This is a genomic window from Micromonospora sp. NBC_01412, from assembly GCF_045040215.1.
Taxonomy (GTDB): Bacteria; Actinomycetota; Actinomycetes; order Mycobacteriales; family Micromonosporaceae; genus Micromonospora; species Micromonospora rubida.
In genome coordinates this window covers 2,702,357-2,722,829 of the sequence record NZ_CP109528.1, presented here as the reverse complement: position 1 = coordinate 2,722,829, position 20,473 = coordinate 2,702,357, and the positions used below count along the sequence as shown (strand labels likewise).

18 protein-coding genes, 1 tRNA gene and 4 pseudogenes are annotated in these 20,473 nt (G+C 71.1%); 12 read left to right on the top strand and 11 right to left on the bottom strand.

Annotation, left to right across the window (positions count from 1 at the left end):
• Positions 1 to 61: 61 nt before the first annotated feature.
• Positions 62 to 535 (top strand): hypothetical protein, encoded by a 474-nt coding sequence (locus OG617_RS12410; protein ID WP_405101434.1) that lies wholly within the window; start codon positions 62 to 64, stop codon positions 533 to 535.
• A gap of 50 nt (positions 536 to 585) precedes the next feature.
• Here OG617_RS12410 and OG617_RS12405 read toward each other — a convergent pair whose 3' ends face one another.
• Entirely contained in the window at positions 586 to 2,505 is a 1,920-nt protein-coding gene (locus OG617_RS12405) for a hypothetical protein (RefSeq protein WP_405101432.1), read from the bottom strand.
• Between the two features lie 355 nt (positions 2,506 to 2,860).
• Here OG617_RS12405 and OG617_RS12400 point away from each other — a divergent pair, with 355 nt between their 5' ends.
• Together OG617_RS12400 and OG617_RS12395 are read left to right on the top strand one after the other, a co-directional pair.
• On the top strand, positions 2,861 to 3,355 hold the full coding sequence (locus tag OG617_RS12400) for a GNAT family N-acetyltransferase (RefSeq protein WP_405101430.1): 495 nt from the start codon (positions 2,861 to 2,863) through the stop codon (positions 3,353 to 3,355).
• Between the two features lie 135 nt (positions 3,356 to 3,490).
• Complete coding sequence (locus OG617_RS12395; protein WP_405101428.1) at positions 3,491 to 4,150, top strand: HNH endonuclease family protein; 660 nt, start codon at positions 3,491 to 3,493, stop codon at positions 4,148 to 4,150.
• 336 nt (positions 4,151 to 4,486) lie between these two features.
• On the opposite strand, the pseudogene OG617_RS12390 reads toward OG617_RS12395, so the two are convergent.
• From OG617_RS12390 to OG617_RS12375, 4 genes and pseudogenes are all read right to left on the bottom strand, one after another.
• Positions 4,487 to 4,672 (bottom strand): annotated as a pseudogene (locus tag OG617_RS12390) (helix-turn-helix domain-containing protein); the annotation flags it as partial.
• Positions 4,651 to 4,983 (bottom strand): annotated as a pseudogene (locus OG617_RS12385) (transcriptional regulator); the annotation flags it as partial. The pseudogenes OG617_RS12390 and OG617_RS12385, both read right to left, overlap by 22 nt.
• An 845-nt stretch (positions 4,984 to 5,828) precedes the next feature.
• On the bottom strand, positions 5,829 to 8,456 hold the full coding sequence (locus OG617_RS12380) for a hypothetical protein (RefSeq protein ID WP_405101426.1): 2,628 nt from the start codon (positions 8,454 to 8,456) through the stop codon (positions 5,829 to 5,831).
• Positions 8,457 to 8,555: 99 nt separating this feature from the next.
• Positions 8,556 to 8,708, bottom strand: a complete 153-nt coding sequence (locus OG617_RS12375) for a hypothetical protein (protein WP_405104138.1) — start codon at positions 8,706 to 8,708, stop codon at positions 8,556 to 8,558.
• Here OG617_RS12375 and OG617_RS12370 point away from each other — a divergent pair.
• The 3 genes and pseudogenes from OG617_RS12370 to OG617_RS12360 all read left to right on the top strand — a co-directional run.
• Positions 8,640 to 8,878: pseudogene (locus tag OG617_RS12370) on the top strand (transposase family protein); the annotation flags it as partial. The gene OG617_RS12375 and the pseudogene OG617_RS12370 sit on opposite strands and share 69 nt — an antisense overlap.
• A 26-nt stretch (positions 8,879 to 8,904) precedes the next feature.
• On the top strand, positions 8,905 to 9,303 hold the full coding sequence (locus OG617_RS12365; RefSeq protein WP_405101424.1) for a VOC family protein: 399 nt from the start codon (positions 8,905 to 8,907) through the stop codon (positions 9,301 to 9,303).
• A 114-nt stretch (positions 9,304 to 9,417) separates the two neighbouring features.
• Positions 9,418 to 9,867: pseudogene (locus OG617_RS12360) on the top strand (tyrosine-type recombinase/integrase); the annotation flags it as partial.
• 75 nt (positions 9,868 to 9,942) lie between these two features.
• Here the strand turns inward: OG617_RS12360 and OG617_RS12355 are convergent.
• Positions 9,943 to 10,016: transfer RNA gene (locus tag OG617_RS12355), tRNA-Pro, on the bottom strand.
• Positions 10,017 to 10,426: 410 nt separating this feature from the next.
• Positions 10,427 to 11,320 (bottom strand): metallophosphoesterase, encoded by an 894-nt coding sequence (locus tag OG617_RS12350; protein WP_405101422.1) that lies wholly within the window; start codon positions 11,318 to 11,320, stop codon positions 10,427 to 10,429.
• A 25-nt stretch (positions 11,321 to 11,345) separates the two neighbouring features.
• Here OG617_RS12350 and OG617_RS12345 point away from each other — a divergent pair, with 25 nt between their 5' ends.
• Both OG617_RS12345 and OG617_RS12340 read left to right on the top strand, forming a co-directional pair.
• On the top strand, positions 11,346 to 11,801 hold the full coding sequence (locus tag OG617_RS12345; RefSeq protein WP_405101420.1) for a GatB/YqeY domain-containing protein: 456 nt from the start codon (positions 11,346 to 11,348) through the stop codon (positions 11,799 to 11,801).
• Between the two features lie 11 nt (positions 11,802 to 11,812).
• Entirely contained in the window at positions 11,813 to 12,499 is a 687-nt protein-coding gene (locus OG617_RS12340) for a vancomycin high temperature exclusion protein (protein ID WP_405101418.1), read from the top strand.
• A gap of 158 nt (positions 12,500 to 12,657) precedes the next feature.
• Here OG617_RS12340 and OG617_RS12335 read toward each other — a convergent pair whose 3' ends face one another.
• A complete protein-coding gene (locus OG617_RS12335) occupies positions 12,658 to 15,093 on the bottom strand; it encodes a transglycosylase domain-containing protein (protein WP_405101416.1) in 2,436 nt (811 codons plus the stop codon).
• A gap of 396 nt (positions 15,094 to 15,489) precedes the next feature.
• Here OG617_RS12335 and OG617_RS12330 point away from each other — a divergent pair, with 396 nt between their 5' ends.
• Positions 15,490 to 15,837, top strand: coding sequence for a WhiB family transcriptional regulator (locus OG617_RS12330; protein WP_405101414.1), 348 nt, complete (start codon positions 15,490 to 15,492; stop codon positions 15,835 to 15,837).
• Between the two features lie 6 nt (positions 15,838 to 15,843).
• Here the strand turns inward: OG617_RS12330 and OG617_RS12325 are convergent, their stop codons facing one another.
• From OG617_RS12325 to OG617_RS12315, 3 genes are all read right to left on the bottom strand, one after another.
• On the bottom strand, positions 15,844 to 16,995 hold the full coding sequence (locus OG617_RS12325; RefSeq protein ID WP_405101412.1) for an ArsA family ATPase: 1,152 nt from the start codon (positions 16,993 to 16,995) through the stop codon (positions 15,844 to 15,846).
• 53 nt (positions 16,996 to 17,048) lie between these two features.
• Positions 17,049 to 18,026, bottom strand: a complete 978-nt coding sequence (locus OG617_RS12320) for an ArsA-related P-loop ATPase (RefSeq protein ID WP_405101410.1) — start codon at positions 18,024 to 18,026, stop codon at positions 17,049 to 17,051.
• Positions 18,027 to 18,103: 77 nt separating this feature from the next.
• On the bottom strand, positions 18,104 to 18,739 hold the full coding sequence (locus tag OG617_RS12315) for a hypothetical protein (RefSeq protein WP_405103645.1): 636 nt from the start codon (positions 18,737 to 18,739) through the stop codon (positions 18,104 to 18,106).
• 564 nt (positions 18,740 to 19,303) lie between these two features.
• Here OG617_RS12315 and OG617_RS12310 point away from each other — a divergent pair.
• The 3 genes from OG617_RS12310 to OG617_RS12300 are packed head-to-tail and all read left to right on the top strand — an operon-like array spanning position 19,304 to position 20,455.
• On the top strand, positions 19,304 to 19,789 hold the full coding sequence (locus OG617_RS12310) for a hypothetical protein (protein ID WP_405101408.1): 486 nt from the start codon (positions 19,304 to 19,306) through the stop codon (positions 19,787 to 19,789).
• Positions 19,790 to 19,832: 43 nt separating this feature from the next.
• The gene (locus OG617_RS12305; RefSeq protein WP_146604112.1) at positions 19,833 to 19,988 is read left to right on the top strand and encodes a DUF4177 domain-containing protein; all 156 of its coding nucleotides are present in this window, start codon (positions 19,833 to 19,835) and stop codon (positions 19,986 to 19,988) included.
• Positions 19,989 to 19,993: 5 nt separating this feature from the next.
• The gene (locus OG617_RS12300) at positions 19,994 to 20,455 is read left to right on the top strand and encodes a RidA family protein (RefSeq protein ID WP_161686611.1); all 462 of its coding nucleotides are present in this window, start codon (positions 19,994 to 19,996) and stop codon (positions 20,453 to 20,455) included.
• Positions 20,456 to 20,473: the final 18 nt, after the last annotated feature.

The following is a 20,473-nucleotide window of genomic DNA, read 5'->3' as shown; positions in this document are numbered from 1 at the left end:
CCGGGGCTCCCGCCGGACCGGGTCGACGACGCCGGTGGGTCGGTCTGCGATCCTGGTCGGGATGACGACGACCTGGCGACACCTGCCCGCACCGGCCCGCGAGATCGCCGTGGCGGCCACCGAGGCCGTAACCGCGGCCCGGGGGCGCGACCGGGACGCGTACGACGAGGCGGTCGACCGGCTCGCGGGGGCGGACCGGTCCGGCCTGGTGCTGGGCGCGGTGGTCCGGCTGCTGCTGGAGGAGACCCACCCCGACGGGCTGGACGGCGACGACATCCGGCAGGTGCTGGAGGCCTGCGTGCGGGGCGCGGCGAGCTGGCAGCCGGACGTCGACCCGCACGTGGTGCTGGTGCTGCTGGCCGGCGCCCTCGGCGTGTACGACCCGGACGACGACGCCACCCGGCCCGAACCGGCCGCGCTGGCCCGGCACGCCCCGCTGCTCTTGGCCGACCTGCTGGCCGGGACCGACCGGCCGCTCGACGGCTGGCTGACCGCCGCGTTCGCCGAGATCCGGCGCACCGAGCTGCACGACTGAGCCGCGGAGGGGCCCGGCGATCGCGCCGGGCCCCTCCGCGTCGCGGGCGGTCAGGGGGTGGTGGCCGCCACCTCGAACGAGTACCAGTTCGGGTAGTCACTCCAGGTGCCGTCGGCCTTGACGGCGTGGACGATCAGCGTCACGTAACCCGCCTCGGTCGGCGTCCAGCTGATCGTGGCCCGGCCGTCCCCACCGGCGGGGGCCTCGGCGACCTCGCCGCCGTTGAACGAGTACCGGTACCCGGCCACGTCCGTCCAGCCGGGCGGCGGGGAGAACGTGAACGTGCCCGGCACCCCCACGCCGCCGACGGCGTGTCCGTCCTCGGGGGAGTAGTAGACGTCCGACTTCACCCCCGGCCAGGGCAGGAAGTAGGTGAACCACTCTACCGCCGGCGACACGAAGCCGTTGGCGCTGTGGCTGCGCACGGAGACGCGGTGCCCGTCGGGGTTGTTGGCGGTGAACAGGAAGTACGCCGTGCCGTCCTCCTCGGCCTGCCGGGTGTCCGGCTCGCCCCCGTCCAGGGTGATCTCGTACTCGATGACGCCCGTCATGCCGTTGGCCGGGACGAGTTTGAGCAGGACATCCTGCCCCCACTCCGGCTGCCCGCCCTCGACTCGCACCTCCGGCTCGCTCGCGGGCACGAAGGTCATGTACTCGATGCTCCCGGAGCGGTTGCCGGCCAGGTCGATCGACCGGACGGTGAGCCGCTGCGGCCCGGATCCGACCGGGCTGAGGGTCACCGTGGCCGAGCCACCTGGGGCGTCCGCCCTGACGGAGTTCGGCCGGCTGAACGGGGCCGGGCACTCGAGTTGCCCGGCGTCGCCGCTCCCCGCGCACGCAGGGACGCCGAGGCCGTTCCAGCTGTACTCGAAGCCCGCCACGTCCTTGTTCCCGTTGCCGGAGAACGTGAACGTCGCCGGCACGCCCACCGGGGCCGATTCACCCGAGCTGCTCGGCGGATAGTTCGCCGAGCTGACCGTCGGGGTCGTGGGCGCGGTCCCGTCGTAGGTGAAGAAGCACTTCTTCGACCAGGTCGAGAAGTCGGTGCCGTCACCGGCGCGGGCCTGCCAGCCGTACGACTTCCCGTCGACCAGGGTTCCCGCCGGCAGGTTGACCGTGCTGACCCGGCCGGGCATGCCGGAATCCGCGGTGAACACGGTCCGCGCGGTCGCGTCGTTCTTGGGCCAGACGGCGTACTCCGTCACCAGGCTCGGTTGGTCCCACTCGTCCGGGTCGGCGCCCAGGGCCTGGAGCACGTTGGCGAGTCCGCCCCGCCGGGGGTACGGCTTCAACTGGGTGCAGGGGACACCGCCGTTGTAGAGGTGGCTGCTGTCGATCGTCGGCAGCGAGTTGTAATCCACCGACGAGCGCACGCCGTAAGACCAGCTGAGCGTCCGGCCGTAGGCCGGGTCGTTCTCGAACTGCTCCGGCACCCGGATCTCGAAGGTCACCCGACGCTGCTTGTGTGCCATCGCGTCCTGCACGGCGGCCCCCACGTCGAAGGTCAGGGATCCCTTCGGGCAGAAGTTCGGGGTGAGCACCTCGTCGAGCTTGGTCAGCGGCGCGGGCCGGCGGTTCCAGGTGGGCGTGGTGCCAACCGGCTTGGTACGCCAGATCTCGACGGCCCGCTTGGTGCAGTCCGCCGCGCTGAACTCCGTGACGAAGACCTTCCCGCCGTAGATCTTCCTGCCCTCGAACTGCGAGAGGTCGAAGGTGGCGTAGACCCGGGAGGTGTGGCTCACGCCGTTCTCGTCGAGCCGGGTGCCGAGCGGCAGGTTGACCTGCTCGGCCAGGTTGTACGCCTTGGCCGGCGTCGCTGAGTCGGTCCAGCCGACCTGCACCGACGGGGGCGCTTCGATGTGCGGTGCCGCTGCGGCGGCGCCGCCGGTGGTGATGACGGCGAGGCCGGTGACGCCGAGCGTCAACGCGACCAGGCCGGCGAGGCCACGATGTGGCCAGGATCCGGTCACAGTAGATGTCCCTCCCCGTGTGCTGCGCCCGGAGCATCCGCCCGGGACAGTTACCGGCATCTAACCGTCGCGCTTCGCCACGAGGCATCAACCGTTCAGGCGGTGGTCTGCGGACCGCAGGTGCGAATCCGTGCGCTGTCGCCGGAGACATCGGTGGTGGTCAGGCCGCCACCGTGGGTCGATCATGAACGGTGATCGGATCCGGGCACCGGCGGTGGGGAGAGGGAAAGCCGGCGCGGGGCGGCGGCGGGCGCGCCGGCGACAGAGATGTCGACGGCAGACGTGCCGGCGGCGGGCGTGCCCCGATCGGTGGCGGCTACCGTCGGAGCCAGCCGCCTGATCCGAGGGGATACGAATGCTTCTTCGTGACGTCGACGCCGGTGACGTCGACGCGTACCGCCGGATGCGCTGCGATCCGGTGATGATGGCCGACCTCGGCGGGCCGATGCCACCGGAGTCCGTGCCGGGCCAGCTCCGGCACGACATCGACCTGGTGGCGCGGGGTGCCGGGCTGATCAGGATGATCGTGCCCGACCCGGCCGAACCGGCGACGGTGGCCGGCACGGTGACCCTCGTGCGGCACGAGATCGACGGCGAGCCCGGAGGCGAGATCGGCTGGATGGTGCTGCCGGAGCACCAGGGTCGGGGAGTGGCCAAGCGGGCGGTCCGGCTGCTGCTCGACGAGGTCCGCGACGACGGGCGCTGGTCGCGGGTGCACGCCTTTCCCGGGGTCGGCAACGGGCCCTCGAACGGCATCTGCCGGTCGCTCGGTTTCGTTCTCCTCGGGGAACGCGAGACTCCGTTCCGGGGCCGGGTCTTCCGTACCAGGCACTGGGCGATCGACCTCTGAGCAGGTGATCGGTCCCGGTCAGGGCGATGCCGCCCGGCGGGTTCGCGGAGCGTTCACCTGGGAGTCCTGGTTGTGGGAATACCGCGTCTGTCTATATACATGACGGACGATAGTTCGCCGACCGGACGGAGCACCATGAACCGTACGCTGCGCGTGGCCGCGACCACCCTCGCCACCACCCTCGCCGCCACCGTCGGACTGGCCAACCCCGCCTGGGCCGCCAGCTACTCCGCCCCACTGCGGACCGCGGTCGCGGCCCTGCCGGTGGCCACCGAGGTACGCACCGGCTACAGCCGGGACCTCTTCCCGCACTGGATCGACGCCGACGGGGACCGCTGCAACACCCGCAACGAGGTGCTGCTCGCCGAGGCCGTCACCGCGCCGACGATCACCGGCACCTGCACCCTCTCCGGCGGGCGCTGGTACTCCTACTACGACAACGCCTACTGGACGGCGACGGGGGACGTCGACATCGACCACATGGTCCCGCTCGCCGAGGCCTGGGACTCCGGCGCCCGCAACTGGTCCACCAGCCGCCGCCAGGCGTACGCCAACGACCTGGGCGACTCCCGCCCGTTGATCGCCGTGACCGACAACGTCAACCAGTCCAAGGGCGACCAGGACCCGGCCACCTGGATGCCGTCGTACAGCTCCGCCCGGTGCCGCTACGTCAACGAGTGGGTGGCCACCAAGACCCGCTGGCGGCTCACCGTCGACACGGCCGAGAAGAACGCCCTGACCAGCCTGGCCAACTCCTGCTCCAACGTCACCATCTCGGTCACGTACGCGTACTGACCCGTCATGTCGCCGACCAGTCAGCCACGGCTTCACCGGCAGACTGGTCGGGTGGGCGAAAGCTGCCGGCGGTGGCCCGGAACCTGTTGCGGCTGCGGAATGCCTTGACCTTGCTACCTCTGGTCGGGGTGGCCGGATTCGAACCGACGACCTCCTCGTCCCGAACTGGCGGCGAGCGGGTCGGATCGGGTGTCGTCCGAGGTCATTCGGCCTGCTGCGGCTCGTCTCGCTCGGGTGCGGCACAGGGCGATCTCGTACGTCGACAGGGCCTCCCCAATCCGCTCGACCCCTCGGCCCGCTCGGTCACCGCGGCGGGTTGCGCGTCCCGGCCGCGTGCAACACCGCCGTATCGATGCGCAGGACGACGGCGATGTCCTGGAGCATGGACACCTTGTCGAGGGACCGGACACCCCGCTCGACCTTGTCCACCCAGCTCTTGGACTTGCCGAGCCGGTCGGCGAACACCTGCTGGGACAGCTTCCGTCGCCCCCGCCAGTACGCCACCCGCCGACCGACCGGCAGGAGGTCACTGCTGTCCCGTCGAGCAGCCGGCCCACATACGCCAAGTGCTTCCGCACCATCGGAAGCAGGTCCACCGGCCGGGTGGTCGCGTACGCGCTGGCCAGGTCGTCGACGCTCGCCTCGATCCGGATAAGCGTCTCGGCGCTCACATCGCTGACACGCACCCGAGCAAGCAGATCGTCGGCTTCAGCGTCATGGTCGACAGGCTGACCAACGAGCCGTGCGAGCGCACCGCCAGCCTGAAGAACCTCATCAAGATGCCGGGCCGTTTCGGGCGTCGGAGCCTTGGCACCGGTCTCCAGATCATACAGGTGACTCTTCCCCCTAGAGCGGTTTGCGGCGCCCGCAGGTGATGGGCCGGCCTTGTCACCCGGTCGCGCCCGTCCGCAACACTCAACGCATGTCTCCTCTGGAATGGCGCCTCACGCTCTACCTCCTCGCAACGTTGCTTTTCAACGGCATACCGATCGCAGCTCTCCTCCTGGAGGTCGGCTGGAGCGCGGCGTTCCTGCCACTTATGGGTACCATCTGCGCAATTCAATACGGACGCAGTCTGCCTCGAAGAGGTGGGACGCCGTGAGATATCACCCTGCGATACCTGTGCTGTAGGAACGGTCCTCCGGTGTCCACGCTCGTCCGCTGGCATCCGCTCCGATCGTCACTCAGTTAGTCACTCAGGTCCTGCCACTCGCGCTGTTGCCGAGTACGTGCCGTCACTCGCCGCAATCAGACCGTCGTACGAATGGGGCCAACCGCTCCCCCTCCTTGAGGTCCTCCCGCCAGTAGCGGTAGACGAGACCTGTCACGATCCCGACAGAGGCCGCCGCAACAACACAGGGGACGACCCCGCCACCGCCCTCGGCGTCAACGTCAAACGCCACAACCACAGGCGGCTCTTCACCGACGTAGCGGCGTACGGTCTCACGCTCGCCAGACGTGGGCTCCCGAAACCGGGGATCAGAAAAGCGGGTCGGGCAGGCCCCTCGCAGACCTCGAAAGCGTGTGAGGGTTTACGCCCTCCGAGGGTTCAAATCCCTTCGCCACCGCTCGTGAACAGCGAGAACGCCCGGTCGATCCGCAAGGATCGGCCGGGCTTCCGCGTTCCACAGGGCCTGTGCGAGTGGGGCCGGCCCCGCAGGGCCGGCCCCACCTCGACTCAGGTGACGGGGGCGCTGGCGTCCTGGTGGGTGAGCCGGTACGCGGCGTCGACCGCGTCCGTCTCCAGCAGCACGGTGACCGGGCCCTCGGGAAGGGTGCAGGTGATCGTCCGCCCGACGGCGTATCCGGTCGGACCGCAGTATCGGGTTCCGCTGCTGTCGAGAACCGACAGGCGTGCGTCCCCGTCGCCTGAGGTCCTCGTCCAGGTGAAGGTCTCCCGGGCGGCGTGCTGGTCGGCCGGGACCGAGTAGCAGACCACGAAGCGTCCCGCGCCGGTGGTGGCCGTCGCCCCCGCCGCGTCCCGCGACAGCGCGGGGCAGGCCGGCGGGCCGCCGACCCGGGTGAAGGCCAGCGAGTACGTGCCGGTGGGGCTGCCGGAAGGGCTGCTCAGCACCGCGTAGAACGGGGCTTCGCCGGCCAGTTCGCAGCTGTACTGGACCAGGGAGGAGTAGTCGCACAGGTATGCGCCGGTGGCATCAACGACCGCGACCTCCGGCCGCCCCGCGCCGGTGGCGTCGCCGGGCAGCGACTGGACGACCCGGGAGCCGGCCGGGCTGGCCAGCTGGAGGCAGTCGTGCTCTCCGGCGGCCAGGAACGCCCCCTGGTGCGGTGCGTCGAGCCAGCCGGCGTCCGAGACGGCCGGGCAGCCCGAGGGGGTCCAGGGCAGAAGCGCCACGGCGTACGGAACGTCGGTGTCGATCACCTGGCTGGTCCCGTTGCCACCCAGCACCAGCGTGTACCTGCCGGCGGCGGGGATCTCACAGCGGCCGCTGCCGCAGACGCCTAGGCCCGCCTGGTCGTACACCCGGCCGTACATCTCATGGTTGGTGGCCGAGACTGCCTTGACCCGGTAGGCGCCGGCGGTCGGGATGTCCAGGGTGCGGCAGCGGATGCCGTCCGGGGCCCCGGACGGCGCCGTGCCGTACGCCCCGGGCGCGACGGTCGGGCAGCCCTCCGCCTCGGACAGGCGGCGCACCTGCATCCTGTACGTCAGGTCCTGGCTGCCGGTGTCCCAGTTCCACAGGAACGAGACGACCCGGTAGGTGCCGGTGGCGGGCAGCACGCACCCGTCGTGCTCCGACCATTCGGTGCACAACCGGGCGCCGGTGTCGTCGACCAACCACGCCCAGGCCTCGTTGTAGACGACCGGGGTGGTGTAGAGAAGGATCCGATCGCCGGCCTCGCCGTCGAACGGCTGGCAGTTGGTCTGCACCGGCGAGGTCTGGTGCACCAGCAGCGCCGGCTGGTCCCACGAGGTGCCGGTCGCCGCGGCGCACCCGTCGGCGCGGTGCAGTGCGGTCAGGGCGACCTCGTAGTCGACCCCGGTGCGGGAGTCGTTCTGATTCCGGACCAGCAGGGTGTAGGACCCGGCTGCGGGCAGGGCGCAGTAGCGCTGTGAGGAGTACTCGTCGCAGATCAGCTGGCCGGCGGCGTCGTACATCGTCCACCACAGGTACTGGTCCTGGAACCGGTTGAACCGGACCAGGATCGCCCCGGCCTCGTTGGCGGTGAGCGAGTGGCAGCCCACCTCGTCGTACTGGGGCAGGGAGCCCTGACCGACCGCCGCGCCGGGGTCGCCGAACGGGGCCAGCGGCACGGCCGGGCAGCCGGCCGCCTGCGAGATGCGCGGCATCCTGAGCCTGTAGGCCGTCTCGTTCCCGTAGGTCTCCTGGAGGAAGAGCCGGTAGGGTCCCGGCTGGCTTAGCGTGCACTCGGTGAGGTATCGGACCGGGCAACCCGCCGGCTCGTACTGGCCGTCCAGGATGCTGCCCTGCACGTCACCCGCGCCGCCCGGATCCGCTAGGAGCAGCTTGCTGCCGACGGGCTGGTTGAACTGGTAGCAGCGGGCGGCCAGTCCGGCCGGCAGGGTGCCACTGACACCCGCCGAGGCGAACGAGAAGAAGGACTCCGGCAGGGTGGCACACGTTGACGGCTTCCGCATCGACTCCGCGGAGAGGGTGTAGGACCCCTCCCCGGTGCCGTAGTCGGTCGTCACCCTGAGGGTGTAGGTGCCGGCTGGGCCGAGTCGGCACTCGTTGAGGTAGGAGCCGACGTAGCAGAGGACCTCGCCGATCCCGTTGGTCACCCGGGCGCCGACACCGGTGCCCGACACCTTGTTGAGCCGGATGTACAGGGTGTCCGAGGCGACGGTGGTGGTTACCGTCCAGACGTTCTCGGCCCCGCCCACGATGGACGGGCAGGTGCGCACCGCACCGAAGGTCAGCTTGCCGGTGCAGCGGGCGACCCTGCCGGGCAGCTTCTTCGGGGTCCGCGGGACGGCGGCGGTCCGCGTCGGGCGCTGCTTCCGCGTCGCCCCGGTTGCCGCGCTGCTGGCCGGGGCGGAGGGCGCCGGTGCGGCCGAGGCGGACGGTGCGGACGGGGCGGACGGGGCGGACGGTGCGGACGGTGCGGACGGGGCGGACGGTGCGGACGCGGCGGACGGTGCGGACGCGGCGGACGGTGCGGACGGGGCGGTGGCCGGCCCGGGGCTCGGATCCGCCGCGAGCGCGGCGGACGGCCCCACCAGGACGGTGGACACCACCATGGCGGCCGCCGCGACCAGCGCGAGCGGCGGGAAGACTCGGTTGGCCCGGTGTGGCGGGCGGGTGGACAGGGTTCTTCTCACATCAACTCCCCGTGACGTGCCGTGCCCATGCACGGCGGGGAGATGGTTCCACGGTGGTCAATTCCTGGCAATCGGCATTCTGTCCGACGTCGCGTTTTGTCAGCAGGGGCCGTGGCCCTCGGCGAAGAGGCGGCGGGCCCAGTCGGCGTACCCCGCGATGATCTTTCGGACCGTGCGGCCGTCGTGCAGGAAGAGGTACGCGCGGTCGCTGCGGCGGGCCCGGAGTGGATCTTCCCGTTCACGGGGTTGCAACCGCCCAGTTCCGCAGGCTGGTCCGGCTGGTCGCCGATCGGGTGTTGCTGGTCGTGACCTACTGGCGGACGAACCTGACGATGAGGCAGATCGGCCCGCTGTTCGGGGTGTCGCACTCCGCCGCCCACCGGGTCATCGACACCCTCGCACGTCTGCTCGCCCTGACTCCAGTGCGTTGCGTGTGCGACAGTGGTTCATGCCGTTGAGCACGTATCACCTCAGAACTTCGATCGCCGTGTCCGACATACAACGGGCGGTCGCGTTCTACGAAGGCCAACTGGGCCTACAGGCGCTGCAGTCGGGCCCCAGCGCTAACATCGCCGATGGCAGCCGCGTCTATGGTTCTGGCGGCGTGGCGGCACTGAACGTGTACCAGTCGGTTACTGCTGGAAAGAGCCCGGCGACACTGGCGACATGGTACGTCGACGACATCGACCAGATCGTTGACGAACTCGTCTCGTCCGGCGTCGAGTTCATCCGATACGACCAGTTCGAACATGACGCCAAGGGAATCACCGCTCGAGCCGGCGGTGGACGTATCGCGTGGTTCCAGGATCCGGACGGCAACACCTTCGCCCTCGAATCCGACGTCTGACGGCCGGGCGTCCACCCTCTCCTGACCGGCTGGGGCCCGACGCCGATACCCACCAAGCCGGTACGGTGACCAGACCCTGCGCTGCGGTTCCCGTCAAGGGTGTCCCCTCCTCGCATCGGCTGGCAGTTGCAGCGGGTCGGCGGTCAGTTGCTGCACCGCGAGACCAAGACGCAGACCTCGGACACCACGCTCCCACTGCCGGACATCTGCGCGGCGACGCTCGACCTTCGCCAGCAGGCGAGGAAGAACGACCGCGATCAGGCGGGCATCGCCTGGCAGGGCTCGCGACTGCTGTTCACCACCCGCTACGGAACCCCCGTGGAGCCGCGCAACTTCAACCGCTCCTGGGACGCCCGCTGCGCCCGAGCCGGAGTCCGCAAGATCACCGTGCACGACGCCCGGCGTACCTGCGCGACCCTGCTCGTCGACCTGAACGTGCACCCGCGCGTCATCATGCAGGTGCTCCGGCACGCCGAGGTGTCGGTGACGATGGAGATCTACTCCCAGGCGTCCTCGGACGCCACTCGGGACGCGCTCAAGCGGCTGGGCGAGAGCCTGCGATAGCCGCTGCTGTACTCAACTGCTGTACGGAAACACTAGAGGGCACATCCATCGATCGAATGTGCCCTCTGACCTCTGTCGGGGTGGCCGGATTCGAACCGACGACCTCTTCGTCCCGAACGAAGCGCGCTACCAAGCTGCGCCACACCCCGAGGCGTGCGGACAAATACTAGCCCACCCGGTGCGATGGTCAAACTCGGTACCCCCTTCGCAGCTCGCCACCCCGACGCCCTCGGGCTGTCCCGGGGTCGATGTCGCAGCCGACTCAGCTCCAAAGGCGCGCGACCAGCCCTGCCGCCCCGTCGGGCCCGCGGCACAGGGCGGCGGATGCGCCCCGGCGAACCCGTCGCCCGAGCCTGACCGCCCGCCGGGGGTCGGGGGGCGTGCCCCGGGCCGGCCGGCGGTAGCGCACGCGGACAGCGCCAAAGCGGCGCAGGTCACACCCGGACCGGCCGACCCGAACCAGTCGACCCGAGCCGGGCCGAGCGAGCCGAGCCGAGCCGAATCGGGCTGAGCTGGGCCGAGCCGAACCGGGCCGAGCCGAACCGGGCCGGGCCGTGGGTCAGCGCGGGATCAGGGTGAGGATGCTCGCCTCCGGGCGGCAGGCGAACCGGACCGGGGCGGTCGGGTGGGTGCCCAGGCCGGCGGAGACGTGCAGCCAGGAGTCGGAGCCGGGCCAGCGGTGCAGGCCCTTCGCCATCGACCGGGGCAGCCCGCAGTTGGTCACCAGCGCCCCGTAGCCGGGCACGCAGACCTGGCCGCCGTGGGTGTGGCCGGCGAGCAGCAGGCCGAAGCCGTCCTCGGCCATCCGGTCGAGCACGGCCGGCTCGGGGGAGTGGGCCAGGGCGATCGACAGGTCCGCCGAGGCGGAGACGGGGCCGGCGACGGCGGGGTAGTCGTCCCGCGCCACGTGCGGGTCGTCGACCCCGACCAGCTCGATCAGCCGGCCGCCCGCCTTGAGCGTCGTCCGGGCGTTGTTCAGGTCCGCCCAGCCGGCCCCGGTGAGGACGTCGCGCAGTTCCTCGTACGGCAGCTCGACGCCCTCGGTGTACTCCCGGTCGGGAAGGAGGTAGCTGAACGGGTTCTTCAGCACCGGCCCGGTGTAGTCGTTCGAGCCGAAGACGAACGCGCCGGGCAGGTCCAGCAGCGGGTGCAGGGCACGCAGCACGCCGGGCACCGCGCCCGGGTCGGCCATGTTGTCCCCGGTGACCACGACCAGGTCCGGGTCCAGCGCCGCGAGCGACGCCACCCACTCCTGCTTGCGTCGCTGCTCCGGCATCATGTGCAGGTCCGACAGGTGCAGCACCCGCAGCGGTTCGGTGTCGGCCGGCAGCACCGGCACGTCGAACCGACGCAGGGTGAACATGTTGCGCTCGACGAGTGACGCGTACGCCAGGGTTGCCGCTCCGGCGGCGGCGGTCCCGAGGGCGAGCCGGAATAGTGTGCGCTTTCGCATGCCAACCAGGGTAGTTTCACCGTTCATGAGCACGCTGAAGGACCGCCTCACCGCCGACATGCGCGCCGCACTCAAGGCCCGCGACGAGCTGACCACCTCCACCCTGCGGATGGCGCTGGCCGCCGTCGGCACGGCCGAGGTCGCCGGCAAGGCCAAGCGCGAGCTCACCGACGACGAGGTGCTCGCGGTGCTGACCAAGGAGGCGAAGAAGCGGCGGGAGGCAGCCACCGCCTTCGCCGACGCCGGTCGCGCCGAGCAGGCCGCGAAGGAGACCGCCGAGGGCGAGGTGCTGGACGGCTACCTGCCCAAGCAGCTCTCCGACGACGAGCTGGCCGAGCTGGTCGCGGGGGCGCTCGCCGCCGGCGGGTTCAGCGGGAAAGCGCAGATGGGCCTGGCCATGAAGGCGGCCCAAGCCGCGGTGGCCGGACGGGCCGAGGGGGGCCGGGTGGCCGCCGAGGTACGCGGACAGCTGGGCCTCTGACGCCGGGCGGGATGGCCGACCGGACGCACCCGCGAGCCCGGCTGCGTCGACGCCTGGCGCGCCTTGCCGTCGCAGGCGTCGTCGCGCTGCTTCTCGTCAGTGCCCCGTGGGCGTGGACGCAGATCGCCGCACGCGGCCACCTGTACGCGGAGTCCGGCGCGCCGGTTGCGGACGTCGTCATCGTCCTGGGCACTGAGGTGGCGGCGGACCGCAGCCAACCGGGGGACCGGCTCGCCGGCCGACTGGAAACCGCTGCGGCGCTCGTGCACGACCGGCGTGCCCGGGTGATCCTCGTGTCCGGGGACGGCGGCGGCGCGTCTGGCGACGAGCCAACCGTGATGACGTCGTACCTGACGGGGCTCGGCGTCGATCCGCGGCGCGTGGTGGCTGACCCGTTCGGCCTGGACACGTACGACAGCTGCGCCCGGGCCCGTGAGGTGTACGGGGTCACTCGGGCCCTGATCGTGACGCAGTCGTACCACCTGTCGCGGGCAGTGACGCTGTGCCGACGCCTCGGCCTCGACGTCGACGGGGTGGCCGCCCGCTGTGCCGGCTGCGCTGCCACTCTGCTCGCCGAGAAGGCGATTCGCGACTACTTCGCCAGCGGGAAGGCGGCGTGGGACGCTGTACGGCGCAGGCCGCCAGCGGTCCGCTCGCCCGCAGACCCTGCTGTCCAGGACGCGCTACGGGGTAGCTGAGCCCGTCCGGGTCGCACTGGTCGGGACTGCCGTGGTTGCGCTTCTGCTGTGTGCTGTCCCGGTTGCGGTGATCCAGTTCATGGTCAGTGACGGAACGGAACGGGCGGGCACCCCCGAAGGGGTGCCCGCCCGTTCCGTCGTGGCCTAGGGCCGGTGGGTCAGCCAGGGCGACCCGGGCGGCCACCCTGGCCGGGCCCGTTGCCGGTGCCGTCGTTGTTCGGCGGGGTGACCGGTTTGCTGCTGCCGCTGCTGACCTCGATGGTCACCACTCCGCCCTTGATGGTGCGGCCGTTCGGGCTGGTGCCGGCGGCCTTGCCGGCCGCGCAGCTCGACGCCACCCGGCTGGAGGAGACCACCACGTCGAAGCCGGCGCCCTTGAGCCGGTTCTTGGCGGTTTCGAGGTCCTGACACTTCACGTCGGGGATCGAGCGCTGGTCACCCTCCATGATCTTGCCGCTGGGCGGGGTGAACTCGATGCCCTTCTTGCCCTTCATGGCGTCGCGCAGCGTCTCGAACACCGGCGGGTTGATGCCCGTCGGTTCGTTGTGACCCATCTTCTGGTTGGTCTGCGGCCAGTCCGGGTCGGCCTGGATGCCGGCGACCGCGTACTGCTTGGTCATCGCGACCAGGGAGGACGTCTTCTCCGAGTCGGTGGTGCCGGACTTGCCGGCCACCGGCTTGCCGACGATGCCACGCACGTTCGGCGCGGTCGCGCCGGTGCACTTGGAGGTCGACGAGCGGTCGCCGACCGGGCAGCGGGCCGCGTCCACGGCGGCCCGGGCGACCTCGGTGCTGATCCGCTGCTCACAGCGCGGGTTGGCGATGTCCAGCTTCTTGCCGTCCGGGCCCTTGATCTCCTGCACCGGGATCGGCTCGCAGTACTTGCCGTCGGCGGCCAGGGTCGCGTACGCGTTGGCCAGGTCCAGCGGCGTGGTGGCCGAGACGCCCAGGGTGAACGCGCCCCACTGGTGCGCGGCCTCCTTGTTGTTGGCGAAGTTGGCGTCCTCGGCCGAGCGGAACTGGATGCCCATCTTCTGCGCCGCCTTGATCACGTTCTCCGAGCCGACCTGCTGCTGGAGCGGGACGAAGAAGGTGTTCACCGATCGGCCGAACGCGCTCCACATGTTGTGCACGCCGGCCATCGACTCCACGGAGTTGGTGGGGCAGTAGAAGTGTGTGCCCGGGCAGGCCGCGTTGCTGCTGCTGTCGATGATGTATTCGGACTTGAACTGCTTCGGCGAGTTGATCGTGTAGCTGAGCGGGATGCCCTTCTCCAGGGCGGCGACGATCGTGAAGATCTTGAACGTCGAGCCGGCCTGGTATCCCTTGATGTCGCCACCGCCGGTGAGCAGCGGGTTCACCGTGTTGGGGTAGTTGCCCCGGATCTTCTTCTTGGCCTTCGCCGGGTCGCTGTTGATCTTGTTCTGCGGCTTCTTCGGGTCGTCGATCTTGAAGTTCCGGTTCACCGCGAGCGCCCGGACCCGCCCGGTGCCCGGCTCGATCACCGAGACCATCCGGGCCGCCTTGCTGTTGACCCCGAGGCCCTTGCGGACCGCCTTGTCGGCGCCGTTCTGCGCCTGCGCGTCGAGGCTGGTGACGATCGTGTAGCCGCCGCTCTTGAGCCGCCGCTCCCGGTCGTACGAGGTCGAGCCGAACGTCTCCTGCTGCATCCACCAGCGGTAGAAGTAGTCGCAGAAGAAGCCCCACTCCTTCTTGGTGGTGGCGACGCAGCCGTTCGGGGTCTTCTTGTCCTTGACCACCATCTTGGTGGCCTTGGCGGCCTCGCCCTCCTCCTTGGTGATGGCGCCGATGTCGACCATGTTCCCGATGATGTAGTCGCGTCGGGCGAGGGCCAGCGGGTATCCGGCCTTGGTGGTCGGGTCGTTGGTGGTCGGAGCCTTCACCATGCCGGCCAGCATGGCCGCCTCTTCGATCTTGAGCTTGCTCGGCGGCTTGCCGAAGTAGACCTGGCTGGCGGCGTAGACCCCGTACGCGCCGTTGCCGAAGGAGGCGAGGTTCAGGTAGCGGGTGAGGATCTCGTCCTTGGAGAACTCCTTGTCGACCTGGAGGGCCAGCCGCATCTCGCGCAGCTTGCGGGCGCTGGTGTCCTCGGTCGCGGCGACCACGTCGGCCGGGTGGGTGGCCGAGTACGCGATGGCCAGCCGGACGTACTGCATCGTCAGGGTCGACGCGCCCTGCTGGGAGTTGGCGCCGGACTGGTTGTTGACGAACGCGCGGGCGATGCCGTTGAGGTCGACGCCGTTGTGCTTGTAGAACTCGTGGTCCTCGGCGGCGATGATCGCCTTCTGCATGAACGGCGAGATGTCGGCGAGTTTCACGTCGCGCCGGTTCTCGTCGTACATGGTCGCCAGCGGTGTCTTGCCGTCGGAGGCGAGCAGGTAGCTGATCTGCGGGGCCCGGCCCACCGTCAGCTCCTTGGGCAGGGCTCCGAAGGTCTCCGCGCCGGCCTTGGCGGCCAGCCCGGACATCGCCACCGCGGGGAAGGCCGCCGCCGCGACCACCACGCCGGCCAGCAGGCCACAGATGAGTAGCGATGCGGCGTTGGTCAGCACATTGTGGTCACGTTTCCGCATCCAGGTCACCTCGACAGAGTACGCGAGTAGGGAATGAGGGGCGCTGGGGCGTCTTTCTCCCATTTCCTGCGCGCGCCGACCTCGTTGTGCTAAACGCACGAACCCTGGTGTGAGGTTGCGTGGATCCGGCGACGAGTCTTCACCGATCGGAGGAGCGACGCGGCGTTTTCACGTACTCCGGCCGGGTAGACGGGGGCCGAAGGCCCGGGAAGCCGGGAGTGTCCGTAATGATGGTTTTTGCCGACAACGTTGCGTAATCAGTCGACTACGGAGCATGATGATGGCGGTGACCGAGCCACGTGCCGTCCGCGCCGCCCGGGGGGTCGGGCGGACGGCAGGGGATTCGACGGCTGGTCGCGCGACGTCGGTAGGTACTGCAAGGGGGGACGTGTACACATGGGCATGATCACTGACTGGCCGTCGCTGGCGGCGTGTCAGAACGGGGACCCGGACGCACTGTTCGTACAGGGCGCTGAACAGAACGTGGCGAAGCGGATCTGCCGGAGCTGCCCAGTTCGGTACGAGTGCCTGGCCGACGCGCTCGACAACCGGATCGAGTTCGGGGTGTGGGGTGGCATGACCGAGCGGGAACGCCGGGCCCTGCTGCGCCGGCACCCCCAGGTCGCGAGCTGGCGGAAGATGTTCGAGGCGGCCATGAAGAAGAACGCCAAGGACAAGTCCGGCAAGGACAATCCCGGCAAGGACAATCCCGGCAAGGACAAGGTCCTGGTCACGGCCGGTTGACGCCGGTCACGGCCGGCTGATCGCCGCGCCGATCGTCCGCAGCCCGTCGATGTCGTGCACGTCGGCGGGCTGCGCCGTCACCGACACCGCCGGCACCTGCGGGAACGCCTCGCTGAACCGGGCCGCCACCTGCTTCTCGCGGTGCGCCTGCTGGGCCAGCGCGGCGTGGGCCCGCAACACGTCGACGGCCCCGGAGTGCCCCCCGGCCTCGGCCAGCCGGTCGGCGGCGGCCAGGCTGGTCGCCGCGTCCAGGGAGTCGACCGCCGACCGGTGCACCCGGTTGAGCACCAGGCCGGCCAGCGGCATCCGCTCCTCGCCCAGCCGCCCGGCGAAGTACGCCGCTTCCCGGACCGCGTCCGGCTCCGGGGTCGCGACCAGCAGGAACGCCGTCTCCCGCGCCTGCAGGATCCGGTACGTCTGCTCGGCCCGCTGCCGGAAGCCGCCGAACATCGAGTCCAGCGCGGCCACGAAGCCGGACAGGTCGGTGAGCAGTTGGGCGCCGAGCACCTTCTGCACCACCTTCGAGAACATGCCGAAGCTCGCGGTGACGAGGCTGAACATGCTCCGCCCCCCGCTGCGGGCCGGCGCCAGCAGCAGCCGCAGCATCCGCCCGTCGAGGAAGCGGGACAGCCGGGCCGGCGCGTCCAGGAAGTCCAGCGCCGAGCGGGACGGCGGGGTGTCCACCACGATCAGGTCCCACTCGCCCCGGGCGTGCAGCTGGCCGAGCTTCTCCATCGCCATGTACTCCTGCGTGCCGGCGAACGTGGAGCTCATGGCCTGGTAGAAGGGGTTGGCGAAGATATCCGCCGCCTTCGCCGGGTCGGTGTGCTGGAGCACCACGTCGTCGAAGGTCCGCTTCATGTCGAGCATCATGGCGTGCAGCTCGCCCCCGCTGGCCTCGACGTCGATGCCCTTGACCTGGCGGGGCGTGTTGTCCAGCTCGGTCAGGCCGAGCGACTGGGCCAGCCGGCGGGCCGGGTCGATGGTGAGCACCACCGTACGCCGTCCGTGCTGCTCGGCGGCCCGCAGCGCGAGCGCGGCGGCGGTAGTCGTCTTGCCCACCCCGCCCGCCCCGCAGCACACCACGATCCGCACGCCGGGGTCGGCGAGGATCTGGTCGACGTCCAGCTGCGGCGCCGCGTCTTCGGAAGGCACCAATCGAGCGTATCGGGCTCCGGGGAATCTCCGCGCCGTGCCGGCTGCAGTGTGCGTCACTCCGCCCGGACGAGCGCCCGGGCCAGCGTCTCGAGGCCCGCCCGGTCGACCCCGTCGGGCAGCAGCGGCAGCTCGGTCAGGGGGAGCCCCAGCTCGACCAGTTCGGCGCGGAGCGAGTCCTCCAGCTCCCGGCGGATCAGCTGGTCGCGTGCCTCGGCGGCGAGCCCGGCGACGGTGTTCCGGTCGGCCGGCAGCCCGGCGGCGACCAGCCCGCGCTTCAGCTCCGCCGCGCTCACCGCCCGGCCCGCGGGGCGCGGCGGCCGGGCCGCGTTGACGACCACCCGGCCCACCGGGAAGCCGAGCTGGGTCAGCTCGGCGATCGCGTCGACGGTCTCCTGGACCGGCATCTCCTCCAGGAGCGTCACCACGTGCACCGCGGTCATCGGGGAGCGCAGCAGCGCGGCGACCCCCTCGCTCTGGGTCTTGATCGGGCCGACCTTGGCCAGCCGGGCCGTCTCCGCCGTCACGTTGAGGAACCGGCCGATCCGCCCGGTCGGCGGCGCGTCCAGCACCACCGCGTCGTACGCCCGGCGCTGGCCGACGGTGCGGGTGGTGGCCTCCTTGACCTTGCCGGTCAGCAGCACGTCGCGCAGGCCGGGGGCGATGGTGGTGGCGAAGTCGATCGCGCCGAACTTGCGCAGCGCCCGGCCGGCGGCGCCGAGCTTGTAGAACATGTCGAGGTACTCCAGCAGGGCCTCTTCGGCGTCCACCGTCAGGGCCCACACCTCGCCGCCGCCGGGGGCGTCGGTCAGGCGTCGCTCGGCGTACGGCAGCGGGTCGACGCCGAAGAGCTGGGCGATGCCCTGCCGCCCCTCGACCTCCACCAGCAGGGTGCGCCGGCCCTCGGTGGCCAGCGCCATGGCCAGCGCCGCCGCCACGCTGGTCTTTCCGGTGCCGCCCTTGCCGGTCACCACGTGGAGGCGCGCCGGCCACTCGGCACCGGTCGGATCGGCCCGCCCTTCAGCTGCTCGCACCCGTCGAGCCTATCCACCCGGCGGCCCGGGTGACGGCGGCCGGCCCCGGCGCTCCGGGGCCGGCCGCCGCCGAGCGGTCAGGCGATCTCGCAGACCCACCAGCCGGTCTTCTGTACGACCGTGAAGCGGAGATCCTGGTCGGCGACCTTCTCGTCGGACGTGGTCATGGTGACCTTGGTGCTGACCGTGGCCCGGTCGCCGGTCCGGTTGTCCACCTTCGGGCTGGGCCAGGAGAACCGGGGGCTCTTGTGCTGCTCGACGTACCCGCGCACCTCCGCCACCTTCGCGGCGATCTTCTTCTCGTCCCGTGACGCGGCGCAGACGTGGCTGGCGGCCTTCTTCGCGTCCCGCTCGCGGTAGACGGCGGTGAGGAAGGCGTCCACCGCCTCGGCCGGCTCCTTCGCGCCCTCGCCGCTCTCGACGTTGCGCAGGGTGAGGAACGCGGCGGTTCCCCCGCCGCCGCACAGCAGCAGCGCCAGGGCGGCCACGATCGAGACGATCAGCACGACGCGCCGCTTCTTCGGCGCTACCGGGGCCGGGGCGGGGTACGGCGGGTAGCCCGGTGGGGGCGGCGCGATCGCGCCCGACGCGGGGCTTCCCGGGCCGCCGGGCGCGGTGAACTGGGCCGGACCGCCGAACTGGGCCGGACCGCCGAACTGGGCCGGACCGCCGAACTGGCCGGGTGTGGTGCCGGGCGGGACCTGGCCAGGCAGGAACTGCTGGGGCGGGACCTGGCCGGGCGGGTACTGGCCGGGCGTGGCCTGCTGAGGCGGGGCCTGCTGAGGCGGGGCCTGGTCAGGTGGGGCCTGCTGGGGTGGAGCCTGGTCAGGTGGGGCCTGGCCGGGCGGGCCGGGGACGCGGTCGCCGGAGGGCGGACCGCTCGGCGTGCCGGTGGCGCCGCCGTCGGGCGGTTGGGTCATGTCGATCCCCCGGGGTGCGGCCCGTCGGCGTCGCGCAGACGCGAGGGCTGGTCGAACGAAGGTGGACGGGCCGTGCACGTCCGTCCGACGGAAGGGTAGCGGTGAACGGCGCGGCGGGTGGGTCCCCGGGCCGGACGGGTCGATGGGGCGATCCGCCGATCATGCAGTGCCGATCCCCGCCATCCGGTACCGGACCCTCGATCTGTCGCATATGTGACTTGAGGTGATCGGGCATGCGCGTCTCGTTGTTCCTGTCGGGAATCGGTCCTACGTTCGTGCCGGCGCGGGGGACGGATCGGTGGATGGTCCGAGCCAAATGGTTACGACTTGATCAGGCGCGAGGCCCGGAGGCAGTACATGCGCGACACCGAGAACATCTCCCGAGCCCAGTTCCCGTCCTGCGGCAGCGCCCGGCGGGGCGGGTCCGGTCCCGCGGGCGAGGAGGGGCCGGTCACGGGCCTGCCGTTCAACGAGCGGTCCTACCGTCGGCTCACCGACCCGGGGGAGATGCTGCGGACCCTGAGCCTCCCGGCCGAGCGCTCCCGGGACGAGGAGGAGACCGGGTACGTCATCCACCTGCCGATCCGGGTGGCCGACCTGGCGTCGGCGGCCGCGCTGGCCGGCAAGGTCGCGATCTCGCTGGGCTTCCTGCCCGAGCTGGACGCCGGCGAGACCACGGTGTCCACCGCCGACGACCAGAACAACCGGCACCGGGTCTTCTGCGACCTCCTGCTGCCCGACCGGTCCCGCTGCCCCCAGCGTTACGACCACGAGGAGCCCTGCGGCGAGCCGCCGACCGCCCCGGAGCAGCGTCCCGCGCCGCCCGGCGGCGCCGGATCGTAGGCTGGGGCGGAAACGTCACCGCCTGATAGGGAGCCCTGCTCAGATGCAGAAGTGGGAATACGCGACCGTGCCGCTGCTGGTCCACGCGACCAAGCAGATCCTCGACAACTGGGGTGAGGACGGTTGGGAACTCGTGTCCGTGGTCCCCGGCCCCAACCCGGAGCAGCTCGTCGCGTACCTCAAGCGCCCGAGGGCGTGAGCGGCGTGGGTAACGGACCACACGCGAAGCTCGCCGAGCTCGGGCTGGAGCTGCCCGAGGTGGTGCCCCCGGTGGCCAGCTACGTGCCGGCCGTCCAGTCCGGGCAGCACGTCTACGTCTCGGGGCAGCTCCCCATGGCGCAGGGCAAGCTGCTGGCCACCGGGAAGGTGGGCGCCGGGGTCTCCGCCGAGCAGGCCAAGGACCTGGCGCAGCGGTGCGCCCTGAACGCCCTCGCCGCCGTCGACGCGCTGGTCGGCCTAGAGAACGTCGTCAAGATTGTCAAGGTGGCCGGGTTCGTGGCGAGCGCCCCGGGCTTCACCGGCCAGCCGGGCGTGATCAACGGCGCGTCCGACCTGTTCGGCGCGGTCTTCGGCGAGGCCGGCCGGCACGCCCGCTCCGCGGTGGGCGTCGCCGAACTCCCCCTCGACGCCCCCGTCGAGGTCGAGCTGATCGTCGAGGTCGCCTGATCCCCGCCCTCCCCACGA

What these genes read in the sequence shown, in the direction of transcription:
- OG617_RS12410 (WP_405101434.1), top strand. Translation starts at nt 62, where the DNA reads ATGACGACGACCTGGCGACACCTGCCCGCACCGGCCCGCGAGATCGCC.
- OG617_RS12400 (WP_405101430.1), top strand. Translation starts at nt 2,861, where the DNA reads ATGCTTCTTCGTGACGTCGACGCCGGTGACGTCGACGCGTACCGCCGG.
- OG617_RS12395 (WP_405101428.1), top strand. Translation starts at nt 3,491, where the DNA reads ATGAACCGTACGCTGCGCGTGGCCGCGACCACCCTCGCCACCACCCTC.
- OG617_RS12365 (WP_405101424.1), top strand. Translation starts at nt 8,905, where the DNA reads ATGCCGTTGAGCACGTATCACCTCAGAACTTCGATCGCCGTGTCCGAC.
- OG617_RS12350 (WP_405101422.1), bottom strand. Translation starts at nt 11,320, where the DNA reads ATGCGAAAGCGCACACTATTCCGGCTCGCCCTCGGGACCGCCGCCGCC.
- OG617_RS12345 (WP_405101420.1), top strand. Translation starts at nt 11,346, where the DNA reads ATGAGCACGCTGAAGGACCGCCTCACCGCCGACATGCGCGCCGCACTC.
- OG617_RS12340 (WP_405101418.1), top strand. Translation starts at nt 11,813, where the DNA reads ATGGCCGACCGGACGCACCCGCGAGCCCGGCTGCGTCGACGCCTGGCG.
- OG617_RS12335 (WP_405101416.1), bottom strand. Translation starts at nt 15,093, where the DNA reads ATGCGGAAACGTGACCACAATGTGCTGACCAACGCCGCATCGCTACTC.
- OG617_RS12330 (WP_405101414.1), top strand. Translation starts at nt 15,490, where the DNA reads ATGGGCATGATCACTGACTGGCCGTCGCTGGCGGCGTGTCAGAACGGG.
- OG617_RS12310 (WP_405101408.1), top strand. Translation starts at nt 19,304, where the DNA reads ATGCGCGACACCGAGAACATCTCCCGAGCCCAGTTCCCGTCCTGCGGC.
- OG617_RS12305 (WP_146604112.1), top strand. Translation starts at nt 19,833, where the DNA reads ATGCAGAAGTGGGAATACGCGACCGTGCCGCTGCTGGTCCACGCGACC.